The following is a 15,311-nucleotide window of genomic DNA, read 5'->3' as shown; positions in this document are numbered from 1 at the left end:
CAGGCTCAGCCCGGAGGCCAACTCATTGAGCGGCCCGCCAGCACATGGCCATGGCAGTGGAACACCGTCTGATTGGCGTCGGCACCGGTGTTGAACACCAAGCGGTATGACCCGTTGCCTGCTTGATCGGCAATCGACTTGGCTTCGTTGAGCAGGGCAATCGCCGCGTCGGGGTCAGCGGCCGCGAGGCTGCCGATATCGGGCTCGTGCCGGCGCGGGATGACGAGGACGTGAGTCGGCGCCTCGGGGTTGATGTCCTTGAACGCGAAAGTGTGCTCGGTCTCGCTGACGACCTCGGCCGGAATGTCACCCGCGACGATCTTGCAGAACAGGCAGTCTGGATCGGGCTGGCTCATTTGAACGCATCCTTGATCTTGCCGAAGACGCCCTTGTGGTTGACGCCCATCAGCGCTTCGGGTCGCTCCTCGTCACGGAGCTTGGCGAGCTGAGCGAGCAGCGCACGCTGTTCCTCGTCCATACGTGCGGGGGTTTCGACGATGACCTGCACGTTGAGGTCGCCGCGTCCTGATCCGCGCAGACGAGGTACGCCCCAACCCTTGATCGTGATGGTGTCGCCGGACTGGGTGCCGGCAACGACGTCGAGGGGCACGGTCTTGGTGTCTTCATCCGTGTCGGGTACGTCGGCTTCGAGCGTCGGCAGGTCGATGTGCGCGCCAAGTGCGGCGGCAGTCATCGGCAGAGTGACCTGGCAGAAGAGCTGATCACCCTTGCGGCTGAACATTGGGTGACGTCGCACGTTGATCTCCAGGTAGAGATCGCCGGCAGGTCCGCCGCCGGGTCCGACCTCGCCCTCACCGGAGAGCTGGATACGAGTTCCGTGATCGACGCCGGCCGGGATCGTGACCGAGATCGAGCGACGCGAACGTACGCGGCCTTCGCCAGCGCACTCGGCGCACGGCTCGGGGATCACGGTGCCGTAGCCGTGGCACGCGGGGCACGGGCGCGACGTACGGATGTCACCGAGCAGCGAGCGCTGAACGTGCTGGACGTCGCCGTGGCCGTGGCACGTACGGCAGGTGACGGGCTCCGAACCTGCCGCTGCGCCACTGCCGCTGCAGGTCGTGCAGGTGACAGCCGTGTCGACCTTGATCTCCTGGCTGACGCCGAAGGCGGCTTCGGCCAGATCGATCGTCAGGCGAAGCAGCGCATCCTGGCCGCGCTGGGTGCGGGGACGGGGTCCGCGACCGGTGTTCTGGCCGAAGAACGCATCCATGATGTCGTCGAACGAGAAGCCCTGCCCGAAGCCCGATCCACCGGAACCGCGCAGCGGGTCGCCACCGCGATCAAATGTCGCGCGCTTTTGAGGATCCGAGAGCACCTCGTACGCGATGGTGATGTCCTTGAAACGCTCGGAGGCGTCAGGCGCATCGTTGACGTCAGGGTGCAGCTGACGCGCGAGCTTGCGGTAGGCCTTCTTGAGCTCTTCCGCGCTCGCGTCGCGTCCGACGCCGAGTGTTGCGTAGTAATCCTGTGCCATTGGTCCAGTTCTTGTTGAGGTTTAGGTGTCCGCCAGCGATCGCCCGACATAGCGGGCAACGGCGCTCACAGCGGCCATGGTTGCGGGGTAGTCCATACGGGTTGGTCCGACGGTGCCGAGCGTTGCTAGTGCTTGCTCATCGGCGCCGTACGAGGTTGAGATGACAGCCGTACCGAGCAGGTTGTCGTTGCCGGTCTCAGCACCGATGCGTACGGTCAAGCCCGAGGTGGCTTCGCCGAGCAGCTTGAGGAGTACGACCTGCTCCTCGATGGCCTCGAGCACCGGCTTGATCGCCGAATCGAAGTCACTGCCGAAACGAGCGAGGTTGGCGGTTCCTCCGACGGCGATGCGCTCGTCCGAGCGCTCGTTGGTGAAGGTCTGGGACAACGTCGTGACGATCGACGAAACGATCGGGCGATCATTGGGGTCGAAGGTCTCGATCATGTCCGCCAGTCGCAGCGATGCTTCGGGGAGTCGCTGACCGAGTGAAGCGTGTGAAATTCGCGAACGCAGATCCGACAACAGCTGCTCAGTCGGTGTCTCAACGAGCTCGATGATCCGCTGCTCGACGCGTCCGCTGCTGGTGATGACGACCAGCAGGACGCGCGAGCCCTCGAGCGCCACGACTTCGATGTGACGCACGGTCGAACGGGTCAGGGAGGGGTATTGAACGATGGCGACCTGGTTGGTGAGCTGCGCCAGCACTCGTACGCTGCGCTGCACCACATCGTCGACATCGACCGCACCGGTCAGGAACGTCTCAATCGCCCGGCGTTCCGCCTGCGAAAGCGCCTTGACCGTGGCCAATCGGTCGACGAACATCCGGTAGCCCTTGTCGGTCGGGATGCGACCGGCGCTGGTGTGGGGCTGGGTGATGTAGCCCTCGTCCTCGAGCGCGACCATGTCATTGCGGATCGTTGCAGGCGAGACACCCAAGTGGTGACGCTCTACGAGAGCGCGTGATCCCACCGGTTCCTGCGTGGAGACATAGTCCTCGACGATTGCGCGGAGAACGTCAAGACGTCGATCGTCAGACATACTTCTCCGTTCCGCGCGTCGCGTTGGCACTCCCCCAGGGCAAGTGCCAGTCTAGCGATGTGAGTGACAATGCCGAATCTCCGTACGAGGTCGGCGGCACTGAGCGCACGCTGACCTATTCGCCGCGGCGCATCACGATCGACGACGGCACCGAGATCGTCCACGAGTCCCTCGGCGGCACCCTCGTGTCAGCGTGGGCAGGCGACCTCGGTGAGCAATACGTCGAGGTGGTCCATCTCGGACACGGCCCATCCGGTGGTGAGCTTGTCCTCGTCCTACCGGACCGCAATGTCGTCGTGATCGGCGATCTGTATGCCGCCAGCCCTGCTGGCGCCACGCCGACGTGGGCTGAGGCAGTCGACCTGACCCTCGGACTCACTACTCTCTCCACCAAGATCCTCTCGAGCTCAGGTCCGGTCACCCGGGATGAGCTCGAGGCATTTCATCAACAACTTCTCGGGGTTCTGCATGGCTGACAGATATGGCACTGACGTGCTCTCAGGCGACTGGCGCAAGCCACCGCGTGGGCGCTCAGTGGAAGTGGTGGCCGAACGCGGCATGGTCGTCGAAGATGCGACGACCGGATTCGTCGGCGAGATCATGGTGGTCGAGAAGGATCTCGGCATGATGGTGCTCGAAGATCGCCGCAACACTCGGCGCTCGTTCCCGTTCGGCCCGGGCTTCCTGCTCGATGGGGCACCTGTCGTTCTGCGCCCGCAAGCCGCGAGAGCACCCAAGACGAGCGCGCGTACGGCCTCAGGCTCCCGCACGGTCGAAGACACCCGGGCGCGCGTCGCTCTGCCGAGCCGCATCTACGTCGAGGGTCGACATGATGCCGAGCTGGTCGAGAAGGTCTGGGGAGCTGATCTGCGCGTCGAAGGCGTGGCAGTTGAGTACCTCGGCGGCATCGATGATCTCGTCGGCGTCGTCGACGAATTCGATCCCGGAGCCGGGCGACGCCTCGGCGTACTGGTCGATCACCTCGTACCGGGCTCCAAGGAGACCCGCCTCGCCGAGCAGGTGTCCGGCCGCGAGCACGTGCTGGTTGTCGGCCACCCGTATGTCGACGTCTGGCAGTCGATCAAACCTGATCGACTCGGTCTGGAGGCCTGGCCCGTCATCCCGCGCGGCACTGACTGGAAGCACGGCATCTGCGAAGCACTTGGCTGGCCGCACACGGATCAGGCGGACATCGCTCGTGCGTGGAAGCACTTGCTGAGTCGGGTGGACTCGTACGCCGACCTCGAGCCGTCGTTCCTTGGTCGGGTAGAAGAACTCATCGACTTCGTCACCGTTCCCTAGTCGACGAGTTCGCGCACGACCGCGTCGGCGAGCAGCCGTCCCGGGAGCGTCAGCACCAGACGCTCGTCTGCGACATCGGCGAGCCCACGGGACACCAGGCCCGGTACGGCCGCCGTCGCGCCTGTGCTGAGTGCGTCCAGCCCAAGGCCTGAGCGGAGGCGGGTCTCGAGCATGATCCGCTCAACCCTCGCCGTGTCCGCATCGATCGTCTCGCCGTCGTGGCGAGGCGCTTCACCAGCCGCGAGCCGCTGCGCGTACGCAGCGGGGTGCTTGACGTTCCACCAGCGCTCTCCGTTGACGTGTGAGTGCGCGCCGGGTCCGATGCCGAGCCAGTTGTCGCTGTGCCAGTACAGAACGTTGTGGCGACACTGCGCTGCTTCGTCGCGTGCCCAGTTGGAGAGCTCATACCAACCGAGCCCCGCGGCCGAGAACAGTTCGTCGGCCAGGAGGTACTTGTCGGCGGTCTCATCGTCGTCGGGCATGACGACCTCGTGGCGATTGACCTTGCGGGCGAAGGCGGTGCCCTGCTCGACAATCAGCGCGTACGCACTGACGTGGTTCGGCTCCAGCGCGATCGCCTGCTCGACGCTGGTGCGCCAATCGGCCATCGACTCCCCCGGCGTGCCGTAGATCAGGTCGACGCTGAGCTGGTCGAAGCCGGCCTCCCGCGCCCACTTCACGGCCTGTGGCACGTTGTCGGGGTTGTGGGTGCGATCCAAGGTCGCCAGCACGTGAGGCACCGCGGACTGCACGCCGAATGAGATCCGGTTGAAGCCGCCTTCGCGCAGGATCGCGAGCGACTCCGGCGTCACGCTGTCGGGGTTGGCCTCTGTGGTGACCTCGACATCAGCGGCCAACCCGAAGTTGTCACGCAGGGCGTCAAGGAGACGTACGAGATCAGCCGACGGCAGTTGGGTAGGAGTGCCGCCGCCGAAGAAGACCGTCTCGATCTCTTGGCTGTACGTGCGTGCCGCGAGCTCGATCTCGCTGATTGCGGTGTCCGCGTACGACGCTCGCGTCGCGCCTTCACCGAGCTCGTCTGCCGTATAGGTGTTGAAGTCGCAGTAGCCGCAGCGCACCGAGCAGAACGGCACATGGACATAGACGCCGAAGGGCCGCTCACCTCGGGAGGTGAGCGGCCCTGTCGTGGTCATCTACTTAGCGTAGAAGCCGTCGAGGATTGCCTTGTTGTTGGCTTCGACGACATTGCGCTTGACCTTCATGCTCGGTGTGATCTCGCCGTTCTCGATCGAGAGATCGTGGTCGAGGATCGCGAACTTCTTGATCGTCTCCCAGCGGTTGACCTTGGAGTTGAGCTCCTCGATCTGGCCTTCGATGAGATCGTGGATTTCCTTGGAGCTGACGACCTCCGCGTATGACTTGCCCGCCATGCCGTTGTTGGCAGCCCACTCGGCGACACCGTCGGGATCGAGGGTGATCAGCGCTGAGCAGAAGTTGCGCTCGTTGCCGTGTACGAGGATCTGGCTGGTCAACGAGCTGATGCCCTTGAACATGCCCTCGATGTGCGGCGGCGCGACGTACTTGCCGCCCGACGTCTTGAAGAGTTCCTTCTTGCGGCCGGTGATGTAGAGGAAGCCGTCCTCATCGATGCGACCCTCGTCACCGGTGTGCAGCCAGCCATCCTCCAGCGACGAGGCGCTCTCGCCCTCGAGGTTGTGGTAGCCGCGCATGATGTGCGGGCCCTTGATCAGGACTTCACCATCAGCCGCGATCTTGGCTTCGCTGCCGGGGAACGGCGTACCGACCGAGCCGAGCTTGAAGTTGTCGGGCTGGTTGACGAAGGCGCCAGCCGACGTCTCGGTGAGGCCGTAGCCCTCGAGAATCAGCACGCCCGCCGCGTGGAACCACTCGGCGATATCGGGCGACAGCGCTGCAGCGCCGGAGATGAAGAAGCGGACCCGACCACCAAAGCGCTCGCGCACCTTGGAGAACACCAGCTTGTCGGCAATACCGTGCTGAAGCTTGAGGATCGGCGAGATCGACTTGCCCGAGCGCACAGCGCGCGAGTGCTCGAGCCCGACCTTCTCGGCCCAACGGAAGATCTTGAGCTTGGCGCCACCCTCGGCTTCGGTCATACCGACGATTCGGCCGTAGGCCTTTTCGAAGATGCGAGGAGCCGCACCCATGAACGTCGGCTTGATGATCGCCAGGTTGTCGACGATCTTGGGCACGCGGCCATCGATCGCGGTGGCGAAGCCCACGGCCAGCTGGGTCGTCAGCAGCACCTTGCCGAACGAGTGAGCCATCGGCAGCCACAGGAACTGCAGATCGTCGATGCTCAGGAAGTCGCCGGCAACCATGACGGAGCCTTCGTACGTCCAGCCGTCATGGCTGAGGCGTACGCCCTTGGGGCGGCCCGTGGTGCCGGAGGTGTAAATCAGGGTGGCGAGTGAGTCGCCTGTCGTCGCGGCGACGCGCTCTTCGATGACCTTCGGGTGCTCGTTCAGGTAGGCCTCGCCGAGCTTCTCGAGGTCATCGAGACCGATGACCCAGTCACCGTCAGTGGTGCCTTCGAATACGACGACCTTGGTGATCGACGGCAGTTCGGAGTGCTTCTCGCGGAGCTTGGCGACCTGATCGTCGTCCTCGGCGAACACGATGCGGCTGTCCGAGTCGGCCAGGATGTATGCGACGTCGTCCGACATGGTGCTCGGGTAGACCGTGGTGGTTGCGGCGCCTGCGGCGTTGACCGCGAGGTCAGCGAGGATCCATTCGAGGCGGGTGCCGGACGCAATCGCGACACGCTGCTCGGCTTCGATACCAAGTGACACCAGGCCAGCAGCAAGATGCGTCACTCGCACGCCGGTCTCAGCCCAGGTCAGCGAGTGCCACTTTTCGTTCTCGTCCGGGTAGCGGTATGCCTCGTGGCCGCCCGATTCCTTGACGCGGTTGTAGAACATCGCGCTGACGCTCTTTGCGCGGTTCTTGACGATCTCAAGCTGTTCGGGGGTGGCAACTGAAGTACTCATGACATTCCTTCATACGCGCGTACTGGGGGGATGTGGTGCGGATCACCCTAACCTACCGCTGGGTCACTTGTGAGGCGTGTCCGCACGCTCACCGAGGCGTCTGCGGACGAAGGGTTCGAGCCTCGGCTCGGCCCCCAAAGCCGGGATCAAATCACGCTCGGTTGTGAGCGCGCGGAACAGGAAGTCGATCGTGATCTCGTGGCTGCGTTCCTCCACGATTTCGATCTCGTCGCCGGCCGAAATGTCGCCCTCTTCGATCACTCGAAGGTATGGGCCGGGCAACCCTCCTTGGGTGAATCGCTTCACCCAGTGCGGCTCGTCGAGGAAGCCCTGGAACACCGAGCAGGGGATACGTACGCCCGACACTTCGAGGAGTGCGCCGCCAATGCGCCACCGGTCCCCCGCGTGCACTGCGTTCAGGTCGATGCCCTGGGTCGTGAGGTTCTCACCGAACTGGCCAGCGCTCAGCGTTCGGCCGAGGATGTCGGCCCACGTGTCGAGATCCTCGCGGGAGTAGGCGTACACAGCCTGCATCTCGCGACCGTGGTTCACCAGATCCGCGATCTCGTCATCGCCGACGCCCAGCGTGTGAACACGTACGGGGCCGATGACAGGCCGTTTGTCGATCGCGGTGCGCTTGAGCTGCCCCCACGGCACGTCGACCGCCGTACCGACATTGACCGACTCGACGAACGCCACGTGGCTACTTCTTGTCGGCGTCGCCGGTCGAGAGAGCTGCGATGAAGGCCTCTTGCGGCACCTCGACGCGACCCACCATCTTCATGCGCTTCTTGCCCTCTTTTTGCTTCTCGAGGAGCTTGCGCTTGCGGCTGATGTCGCCGCCGTAGCACTTGGCGAGGACGTCCTTGCGGATCGCGCGGATGTTCTCGCGGGCGATGACGCGCGCACCGATGGCGGCCTGGATGGGCACCTCGAACTGCTGGCGCGGGATGAGTTCCTTGAGCTTCGAGGCGAGCGAGACGCCATAGGCGTACGAGTTGTCGCGGTGGACGATCGCGCTGAACGCGTCGACAACCTCGCCCTGGAGAAGGACGTCGACCTTCACGAGATCCGAAGCCTGCTCACCCGTGGGTTCGTAGTCGAGCGAGGCATAGCCCTTCGTACGGCTCTTGAGCGCGTCGAAGAAGTCGAACATGATCTCGCCCATCGGCAGCGTGTACTTGATCTCGACACGATCCTCGGAGAGATAGTCCATGCCGATGAGCTGGCCACGACGTGCCTGGCAGAGCTCCATGATCGTGCCGATGTAGTCGGTGGGGCTGAGCACGGTGGCGCGTACGACCGGCTCGAAGACCTTGTCGATCTTGCCCTCGGGGTACTCCGACGGGTTGGTGACGACGATTTCCTTGCCGTCCTCCATCTCGACTCGGTAGACGACGTTTGGCGCGGTCGAGATGAGCTCGAGGTTGAACTCACGCTCCAGGCGCTCGCGCACGATCTCGAGGTGCAGCAGGCCGAGGAAGCCGATGCGGAAGCCAAATCCAAGTGCACCGGACGACTCGGGCTCGTAAACCAGGGCCGCGTCGTTGAGCTGGAGCTTCTCGAGCGCGTCTCGCAGTGTCGGGTAGTCGTCGCCGTCGAGCGGGTAGAGACCGGCAAACACCATCGGTACGGGGCTCTTGTAGCCACCGAGCGGTTCCGTTGCACCGCGAATGTTGGAGGTCACGGTGTCGCCGACTCGCGACTGACGCACTTCCTTCACACCGGTGATCAAGTAGCCAACCTCGCCCACGCCGAGATCGCTGGCCTTCACTGGCTCGGGTGAGATGACACCGACTTCGAGCATTTCGTGCACGGCGCCCGTCGACATCATCTTGATCTTGTCGCGGTGCGAGAGCTTGCCGTCGAACACACGGACATACGTGACGACGCCGCGGTAGGTGTCGTAGACCGAGTCGAAGATCAGCGCGCGCGGCGGAGCATCCGGGTCGCCCTTTGGCGGCGGAATCTCGTCGACGATCAGGTTGAGGAGCTCCTCAACACCCTGACCCGTCTTGGCCGAAACACGGAGTACGTCGTCGGGGTTGCCGCCGATGATGCCGGCGATCTCCGCGGCGTACTTCTCGGGCTGCGCACCCGGCAGGTCGATCTTGTTGAGCACCGGGATGATGTCGAGGTCCGCGTCGATCGCGAGATAGAGGTTGGCGAGCGTCTGCGCCTCGATGCCCTGTGCAGCGTCGACGAGCAGGATTGCGCCTTCGCACGCTTCCAGGCTGCGGCTGACTTCGTACGTGAAGTCGACGTGGCCGGGAGTGTCGATCATGTTGAGGATGTAGACCTTGCCCGCGTCGTCACCACTCGACTTGGTGAACGGCATGCGTACGGCCTGGCTCTTGATCGTGATGCCGCGCTCGCGCTCGATGTCCATCCGGTCGAGGTACTGAGCCTTCATGTCGCGGCCGTCGACGACACCGGTGTGCTGCAGCATGCGGTCGGCCAACGTCGACTTGCCGTGATCGATGTGCGCGATGATGCAGAAGTTGCGCAGGATCTGCGGGTCGGTGGCCCCGGGCTGGGGTACGGGGCTGGAACTCATGGTGACTCCATTGTCCCATCTGGGACGGCCTCAGATCACCAGAGGTATGCGAGTGCCACGTTGACGACCACGAGCGCCGCGACCACGTGCGCGATCGGGTTGGGCGCGGGCCTCTTGCGGGTCGAGTGAGCCAGCCCCACGGCGACGAAGGCGATGACGAGTTTGACGCCAACCTTCGCGTTGTTGGGGTCGGCCACGTCGTCACTCATCGAGGCAATAGCGACGAGCGTCAGACCCAGAACAAGTGCCGCCGAGAGGCCGTGGGCCATCCAGAGGTTGACCTTCGGACCGCGGATGTCCTTGAGGTATCCGAGCAACACCACTGCCCAGCTCGCCACATGGACCCAGACGAGAACGTCATAGAGCGTCTGCATGACAGCAGAATAGAGCCACGTCACGGTTGGGAGTCACCTCACCAGGTTTCGACCTTCCTGGCGCCTTCGGCGCGATTCGCTCAACCTGCCTCGGCGTTCGCTCGCAGAGCTCGCTCAGCCTCGCCAATTTTGGCGGCGTGCGCCTGCGCTGATAGAGTTGGTGGTCGCGTGCTTCGGCGCGTCACATCAACTTTCGCATCACCATCCTTCAAGAGAAACAGGTTTGCCCCGTGGCGAATATCAAGTCGCAGATCAAGCGCAACCGGCAGAACGAGCTGGCTCGCGAGCGCAACAAGTCCGTGCGCTCCGCTCTCAAGACCTCGATCCGTCGTTTCACCGAGGCTGTCGAGGCTGGCAACAAGGACGAAGCCAAGAAGCTCGCTGGTGAAGCCACCAAGAAGCTCGACAAGGCAGCTTCCAAGAAGGTCATCCACAAGAACCAGGCAGCCAACCGCAAGTCGGCTATTGCCAAGAAGGCCGCGTCTCTCTGACGTACGCCTCGTGAATCAAGCGCCCTTCGGGGCGCTTTTTTCTTTTCCCCACACGGACAGCCGTCGTACGAGCCACTCGAGTGGGCCCTTGCCGAACGACAGGCTCCAGATGGTTGCCGCAGCCGCCAACACCACGACCTGCAGCAGCCAGATCTCGTAGGTGCCCTCGTGGACTCCGCCGGGATGGTCGTGCAGGAAATCGACCCTGAGGCGCCACGACCACAGCACGTGAACTGTGTAGAGCGTGAGAGTCATAGCGCCCGCCGCACGAACCGGCGTCAGAACCAGTCGCGCCCAAGGAACCTTGACCAGTAGGGCACACAAGCCAACGACCAGGATCGCCGAGCCAATCGCGCTCAGCATGCCCAGCGGTCGCGACGTGTGTTGACCGACGAGCAACAACTCATCCCAGGTCGGTCGCTCATAGGGATAGACGGGACCCACGAACAGTCCGCGCCACGTGCCGTCGAGCAGGTCGTCGAACACTCCCGCCTTGATCGCCACCATCCCGGCCGCCAAAGTCGACACGACGAGCGCGACACCCGTTGCGACAAGCCGCCACGCGACCTTCACGCTGCGCAGGTCGAGCCGCCCAATCGCCATACCGATCAGCACGTATGCGATCCAGACGCCGACCGGGTAGATCCCCCACACGACGATCTCCATGAACAGCTCGCCGGGGTGCTGGAGATCTGCCCACTCGGTCTGCTGGGTGTAGACCTGCTTCTCTCGCTGCGCCCAGAGCAGAACGACCGGAGCGACGAGCGCCCACACGGTTCCCAGCACAAATAGCCACGTGGTCGACAGCCGTCGGAACGGCAGAACCAGGACGATCATCACGCCGTAATAGGCCAAGATGATGAACATCGGCACGTGTTCCAGCGAGCCAAGCGCGAGTCCCAGCGCGATGAGGAGGACCGCCCTGATCCAGGTCGCGCGCGTTGATCCGGCGCCGCGCGGATCACGTTGATGAACAATCGTCAGTGCAACTCCGGCCAACAAGGCAAACAACGGGGCCGCTCGACCACCCGCGATCACATCGCCAACTGGTGGATTCTTGTTCATCCAATGGGGACCGATGTGGGTAAACATCATCCCGATCAGGGCGAGCCCACGCGCGAGGTCTACTGCCTCGATACGGCTGCCGGGGCGTGGCATCAGCGTCGCCGCTGGGCTGCGACCTTGAGCACCATCCGCTCGATTGCATAGGCGGGGTCGGCAGCGCCGCCCTTCACGTCGAGATCGGCTTGCGCGACGGCGTCGAGTGCCTTGGCGAGTCCGTCGGGCTCCCATGCGCGTAGCTGCTGTCGCATGGCGCGGATCTTGAACGGGGGCGCGCCGACCTGTGCGGCCAGATCGTTGTCACGCATACCGGACGGGGCCGATGACAGTTTGGCGAGCGATCGCAGACCACTGGCGAAAGCACTCGTGATCAGCACCGGCGCGACCTTGGCTGCCTCGGCCCATCGAGCCTGCTCAAGTGCGACGTTGATCCGTCCATCTATCGCGGCATCAGCAATTTCGTAGCCGCGTACGTCGGCACGACCACCGAAATAGCGCCGCACAATGCTTGCGCTGATCTCGGTTCCACGTTCGACAGTGGAGACGAGTTGGTCAGCCGCACCGGCGAGTGATCGCAGGTCCTGGCCGACTGATGCAACGAGAAGCGTCGCGGCTTCTTGGTCGATGCGGGTGCCGAGATCACGGAACTCGGTGTGCACCCACTGCGCGTAGTCGCGTTCGTATTTGGGCGCTTCGAGCTTGACCTCGCTGACGGCAGGCAGCTTGCGGAGCTTGTCGAGCAGTCCCTTGCCCTTGGCTCCCCCGCCGTGCACCAGTACGAGGGCGATCTCGGGCGACGGGCTTTCGCAGTATGCGAGGAGTTCGGCCTGGGCGGCATCTCCGGTGTCCTGAAGGTCGGTGATGACGAGCGCGGTGTTATCGCTGAACAGCGAAGCGCTGGTCAGGCCAGCGAGCTCGCCAGCCTGGAGGCCGCTCGCACTCGCCTCGGACACTTCGCAGTCCGCGTGCTCCGCGGTCACGGCGGCAATCGCGCGTGCGCGCGTGCGCTCAGCGAGGAACTCGGCATTGCCTGAGATGAGGAGAATCTTGCCGAATGCCGAAGCCACGTGGACAGACTATTGGGTCGTGGCCACAAGAAGGCGCCCGTCACGCAGGACCACGGCAATGTCGCCATCTGTGTCGGTACGCCACCACTCAGCGCCGCGCTCCCGCAGCATGGCCAGTGCCTTCGCGGCAGGGTGACCGTAGTCGTTGTCGACGCCCGCGCTAACCGTCACGATGCTGGCACCGACCGCGTCTAGGAATGCCTCTGACTGCCTGGCGCTGCCGTGGTGCGGCATCTTCATGACCTCGGCAGATAGCTCGGGATGTTGCAGCATGAGCCTCGCCTGGGCTTCGGGCTCGATGTCACCCGTCAGCAGGATTCGTACGCCATGCACGCGTACGGCGAGGACGACGCTGACGTTGTTGGCACTCGATCCGTCGGTCACGGGCAGCGGCTCTGACCGTGGCGGCCACAGCACCTCAGCCGCGATCGCCCCGACCGTGAACGTCTCCCCGGGTACGGCGACGTGAGGCCTGGCGCCCGGCCCACCAGTCGGACCAACGGCAACCTGATCGACCTGTCGACCACGCACGACTCCACGCCATCCGTCGACGTGGTCGGCATGACCGTGAGTGAAAACCATCAGTCGAATGTGGTGCACGTCGAGTCGGTCGAGACACCGGTCGATTGCCGCCGGTTCGGGACCTGCATCGACAACGACCGCGGTGCCATCTCCAACGTTGAGCACGGTCGCGTCGCCTTGGCCGACATCACAAGCGACCATTAACCACGATTCTGGAGGCCAGCCGGGGTGAGGCGGCCGCCAGATCGCAACGAGCAAGCCCAGCGCTATCCCGCCGAACAGCACTGGACGAGCCGAGATCCGAACGATCGCCCAGGCCACAGTTGGGACTACGACGAGCAGGAGCTGCCACGGCGCGCGCCATGCCAACGAAGCGGCCTCAAGCGAGGCAGCCCGATGGCCGACCTCCAGGATCCAGCTCGCAGCCGCACCGGCCACGAAGCCGACGACATGGGCGAGTGGAGGCGATACCAGGGCGACCAGCCCGCCGAGCAGGCCAGCCACCGTCGCGGGAGCGACTGCCGGTGCGGCCAGTAGGTTCGCGACCACTGCGACCAGCGAAACCTGTCCAGAGATCGCGGCAATGGCCGGAGTACAGGCGAGTTGGGCTGCCAGTGGCACCGCGATCGCCAAAGCGCACCAGCGAGGCATCCACCGCAGCAGCGGGCGAACCATCACCGGTGCAAGAAGCAGGATCCCAGCCGTGGCGCACACCGACAGGACGAAGCCCGCCGAGCGTGACAACCACGGGTCGATGAACAGCAACGCGATGATCGCCCAGGCGAGAGCGCGTACGCCACCGCGATGCCCGTAGCCGAGCGCCGCGACGCCGACCGCACCCATGGCTGCCGCCCGGACGACGCTGGGATCGGGGCGCGCGAGGATCACGAACCCGACGATCGACACCGCTCCGAGAACCCAGAGCCCACGCCGACGTACGCCGACTGCACGTCCTACGACGAGCAAGACGGCGAGCACGATCGTCAGGTTCGTCCCCGAGACGGCCATCAGGTGCGTCAGTCCCGCACGCCGGAAGTCCTCCTTGACCTCGTCACTGACCCGACTGTCGTCACCATCGACCAGGGCTGGCACGAGTGCTCGCGGTTCATCCGCAGTTCGCTCGACTGACGTGCGCACCCCCTCGCGCACCGTCTCGGACACCTCCCACCACCAGCTCGCTCGATCGGTGGGTCCTCGACGTACGACATCGATCACGGCCGCCTCATCGGTTGCGTCAGACGGTGCGAGTCGGCCGATGATCGTCAGCCGGCGCCCGACGACCAGGTCGTCAGCCGATCCGTCGATGAACGCAGTGACACGATCGCGGGTGCGTACGTCCATGTCGCGCGAGACGACTCGACGAACGAGCAGTTCGACGACGATCGACTCCTGGCCGTGCTGTTGGAAGGTCGTCGCATCGCGCCTGACCTCCACGTCCAGCGTCGCAATGCGGTGCTCGGCGGCCAGCTGCGTCACAGGTGAGTGCTCGATCGCGTTGAGTCGCCATGCGCAGGATGCGGCTATGGCGGCGACCGTGATCGCGAGAACGGCCACCGATGGACGTCTGGCAGCGATCCCAGCGGCCAGCACACACACCAAGGCGACCACCAGTGCCGCGTTGGCGCCTGAGGTCACGAGCGTGGCCGCAACCGCCCAGCACAGGAGCGCAGGCGCGGCCATGCGCAGGTCGTGCATCAGACCGTGACGAGATCTCGCAACTCAGCCAAGGTGGCGTCGCCGATGCCCTTGACCTCCAGGAGGTCCTCAACCGAGCCGAAGCGGCCGTTTTCCGTACGCCAGCTCAGGATCGACTGCGCTGTGACCGGCCCGACCCCAGGCAAAGTGTCGAGTTGCTCGGCCGTGGCGGTGTTCAGATTGACCTTGGTCGTTGTGAGACCGCCCGGTGCCGCGGCAGCAGCGGGAACCTCAGCCGGATCCTGACCCACCAGGAGTTGTTCGCCGTCGCTGAGCACGCGCGCCATGTTGAGCGCACTCGTGTCGACTCTTCCTTTGAGTCCACCGGCAGCCTCGATTGCCTCGTAGACGCGCGAACCCGTGGGGACCGTGACGATCCCGGGCTTGCGAACCTTGCCGACGACATCGATCACCAAGTCGTCGATCGGCTTCTGGTGCGAGGCGGCCTCTGTTGTCGCAAAGGCCAACGGCGCCTGCGGTTCGCTGGTTTCCGGGCGCGAGGACAGCAGCCACCAGACGAGCAACACCGATGCCGCAGTGGAAAGGGTCGCCAGGACCCTGACGTGCGGGACCTCTAGACGTCGCCGCTGACGCTCGATGGCCGGCTCATCGTCGGGCGGTGGCAGCTCGGCATCGAACGATGCGGCGAGCTGAGCGAGCCGACGTCGGGCGATCTCGGCCCGTGTCTCTTCTCGTTCGACCCTCACACCGTGAC

General features: G+C 64.5%; 15 protein-coding genes. 3 read left to right on the top strand and 12 right to left on the bottom strand.

Annotated features, from left to right (window positions below):
* Positions 1 to 5: 5 nt before the first annotated feature.
* From J2X11_RS07230 to hrcA, 3 genes are read right to left on the bottom strand one after another with little or no spacing between them, the layout of a single operon-like run.
* Positions 6 to 356, bottom strand: coding sequence for an HIT domain-containing protein (locus tag J2X11_RS07230; protein WP_309968638.1), 351 nt, complete (start codon positions 354 to 356; stop codon positions 6 to 8).
* On the bottom strand, positions 353 to 1,498 hold the full coding sequence (gene dnaJ / locus J2X11_RS07225; RefSeq protein ID WP_309968635.1) for a molecular chaperone DnaJ: 1,146 nt from the start codon (positions 1,496 to 1,498) through the stop codon (positions 353 to 355). Before dnaJ ends, J2X11_RS07230 begins: the two co-directional genes overlap by 4 nt.
* Before the next feature lie 21 nt (positions 1,499 to 1,519).
* On the bottom strand, positions 1,520 to 2,536 hold the full coding sequence (gene hrcA / locus J2X11_RS07220) for a heat-inducible transcriptional repressor HrcA (protein ID WP_309968632.1): 1,017 nt from the start codon (positions 2,534 to 2,536) through the stop codon (positions 1,520 to 1,522).
* A gap of 59 nt (positions 2,537 to 2,595) precedes the next feature.
* Here hrcA and J2X11_RS07215 point away from each other — a divergent pair, with 59 nt between their 5' ends.
* Both J2X11_RS07215 and J2X11_RS07210 read left to right on the top strand, forming a co-directional pair.
* Complete coding sequence (locus J2X11_RS07215; RefSeq protein ID WP_309968629.1) at positions 2,596 to 3,012, top strand: MBL fold metallo-hydrolase; 417 nt, start codon at positions 2,596 to 2,598, stop codon at positions 3,010 to 3,012.
* Entirely contained in the window at positions 3,005 to 3,838 is an 834-nt protein-coding gene (locus tag J2X11_RS07210; RefSeq protein WP_309968626.1) for a DUF3097 domain-containing protein, read from the top strand. Before J2X11_RS07215 ends, J2X11_RS07210 begins: the two co-directional genes overlap by 8 nt.
* Here the strand turns inward: J2X11_RS07210 and hemW are convergent.
* The 5 genes from hemW to J2X11_RS07185 form a co-directional block, all read right to left on the bottom strand.
* Positions 3,835 to 4,992: a radical SAM family heme chaperone HemW gene (gene hemW, locus J2X11_RS07205; RefSeq protein ID WP_309968623.1), complete on the bottom strand. Its 1,158-nt coding sequence runs from the start codon at positions 4,990 to 4,992 to the stop codon at positions 3,835 to 3,837. The genes J2X11_RS07210 and hemW overlap by 4 nt on opposite strands.
* Entirely contained in the window at positions 4,993 to 6,828 is a 1,836-nt protein-coding gene (locus tag J2X11_RS07200) for an AMP-dependent synthetase/ligase (protein ID WP_309968620.1), read from the bottom strand. It lies immediately after the preceding gene.
* Between the two features lie 63 nt (positions 6,829 to 6,891).
* A complete protein-coding gene (locus J2X11_RS07195) occupies positions 6,892 to 7,527 on the bottom strand; it encodes an MOSC domain-containing protein (RefSeq protein WP_309968617.1) in 636 nt (211 codons plus the stop codon).
* Between the two features lie 4 nt (positions 7,528 to 7,531).
* Entirely contained in the window at positions 7,532 to 9,385 is a 1,854-nt protein-coding gene (lepA, locus tag J2X11_RS07190; RefSeq protein WP_309968613.1) for a translation elongation factor 4, read from the bottom strand.
* Positions 9,386 to 9,420: 35 nt separating this feature from the next.
* On the bottom strand, positions 9,421 to 9,759 hold the full coding sequence (locus J2X11_RS07185) for a hypothetical protein (protein WP_309968610.1): 339 nt from the start codon (positions 9,757 to 9,759) through the stop codon (positions 9,421 to 9,423).
* 230 nt (positions 9,760 to 9,989) lie between these two features.
* On the opposite strand from J2X11_RS07185, the gene rpsT reads away from it, so the two are divergent.
* Positions 9,990 to 10,250 carry a 30S ribosomal protein S20 gene (gene rpsT / locus J2X11_RS07180; protein WP_309968607.1) on the top strand — a complete coding sequence of 87 codons (261 nt, stop codon included), beginning with the start codon at positions 9,990 to 9,992 and terminating at the stop codon, positions 10,248 to 10,250.
* Positions 10,251 to 10,265: 15 nt separating this feature from the next.
* On the opposite strand, the gene J2X11_RS07175 is transcribed toward rpsT, so the two are convergent.
* The 4 genes from J2X11_RS07175 to J2X11_RS07160 are packed head-to-tail and all read right to left on the bottom strand — an operon-like array spanning position 10,266 to position 15,303.
* Positions 10,266 to 11,408, bottom strand: a complete 1,143-nt coding sequence (locus tag J2X11_RS07175) for a heparan-alpha-glucosaminide N-acetyltransferase domain-containing protein (RefSeq protein ID WP_309968604.1) — start codon at positions 11,406 to 11,408, stop codon at positions 10,266 to 10,268.
* Positions 11,408 to 12,379 (bottom strand): DNA polymerase III subunit delta, encoded by a 972-nt coding sequence (gene holA, locus J2X11_RS07170; RefSeq protein ID WP_309968601.1) that lies wholly within the window; start codon positions 12,377 to 12,379, stop codon positions 11,408 to 11,410. Before holA ends, J2X11_RS07175 begins: the two co-directional genes overlap by 1 nt.
* 9 nt (positions 12,380 to 12,388) lie before the next feature.
* The gene (locus J2X11_RS07165) at positions 12,389 to 14,581 is read right to left on the bottom strand and encodes a DNA internalization-related competence protein ComEC/Rec2 (protein WP_309968598.1); all 2,193 of its coding nucleotides are present in this window, start codon (positions 14,579 to 14,581) and stop codon (positions 12,389 to 12,391) included.
* A 14-nt stretch (positions 14,582 to 14,595) separates the two neighbouring features.
* Positions 14,596 to 15,303 (bottom strand): ComEA family DNA-binding protein, encoded by a 708-nt coding sequence (locus J2X11_RS07160; protein WP_309968594.1) that lies wholly within the window; start codon positions 15,301 to 15,303, stop codon positions 14,596 to 14,598.
* Positions 15,304 to 15,311 lie beyond the last annotated feature (8 nt).

The organism is Aeromicrobium panaciterrae (assembly GCF_031457275.1).
Lineage (GTDB): Bacteria > Actinomycetota > Actinomycetes > Propionibacteriales > Nocardioidaceae > Aeromicrobium > Aeromicrobium panaciterrae_A.
The sequence above is the reverse complement of the archived record's forward strand: the minus strand, read 5'-3'. Positions and strand labels throughout refer to the sequence as shown.

What these genes read in the sequence shown, in the direction of transcription:
- lepA (WP_309968613.1), bottom strand. Translation starts at nt 9,385, where the DNA reads ATGAGTTCCAGCCCCGTACCCCAGCCCGGGGCCACCGACCCGCAGATC.
- dnaJ (WP_309968635.1), bottom strand. Translation starts at nt 1,498, where the DNA reads ATGGCACAGGATTACTACGCAACACTCGGCGTCGGACGCGACGCGAGC.
- J2X11_RS07165 (WP_309968598.1), bottom strand. Translation starts at nt 14,581, where the DNA reads ATGGCCGCGCCTGCGCTCCTGTGCTGGGCGGTTGCGGCCACGCTCGTG.
- J2X11_RS07210 (WP_309968626.1), top strand. Translation starts at nt 3,005, where the DNA reads ATGGCTGACAGATATGGCACTGACGTGCTCTCAGGCGACTGGCGCAAG.
- hrcA (WP_309968632.1), bottom strand. Translation starts at nt 2,536, where the DNA reads ATGTCTGACGATCGACGTCTTGACGTTCTCCGCGCAATCGTCGAGGAC.
- J2X11_RS07230 (WP_309968638.1), bottom strand. Translation starts at nt 356, where the DNA reads ATGAGCCAGCCCGATCCAGACTGCCTGTTCTGCAAGATCGTCGCGGGT.
- hemW (WP_309968623.1), bottom strand. Translation starts at nt 4,992, where the DNA reads ATGACCACGACAGGGCCGCTCACCTCCCGAGGTGAGCGGCCCTTCGGC.
- J2X11_RS07175 (WP_309968604.1), bottom strand. Translation starts at nt 11,408, where the DNA reads ATGCCACGCCCCGGCAGCCGTATCGAGGCAGTAGACCTCGCGCGTGGG.
- J2X11_RS07185 (WP_309968610.1), bottom strand. Translation starts at nt 9,759, where the DNA reads ATGCAGACGCTCTATGACGTTCTCGTCTGGGTCCATGTGGCGAGCTGG.
- J2X11_RS07200 (WP_309968620.1), bottom strand. Translation starts at nt 6,828, where the DNA reads ATGAGTACTTCAGTTGCCACCCCCGAACAGCTTGAGATCGTCAAGAAC.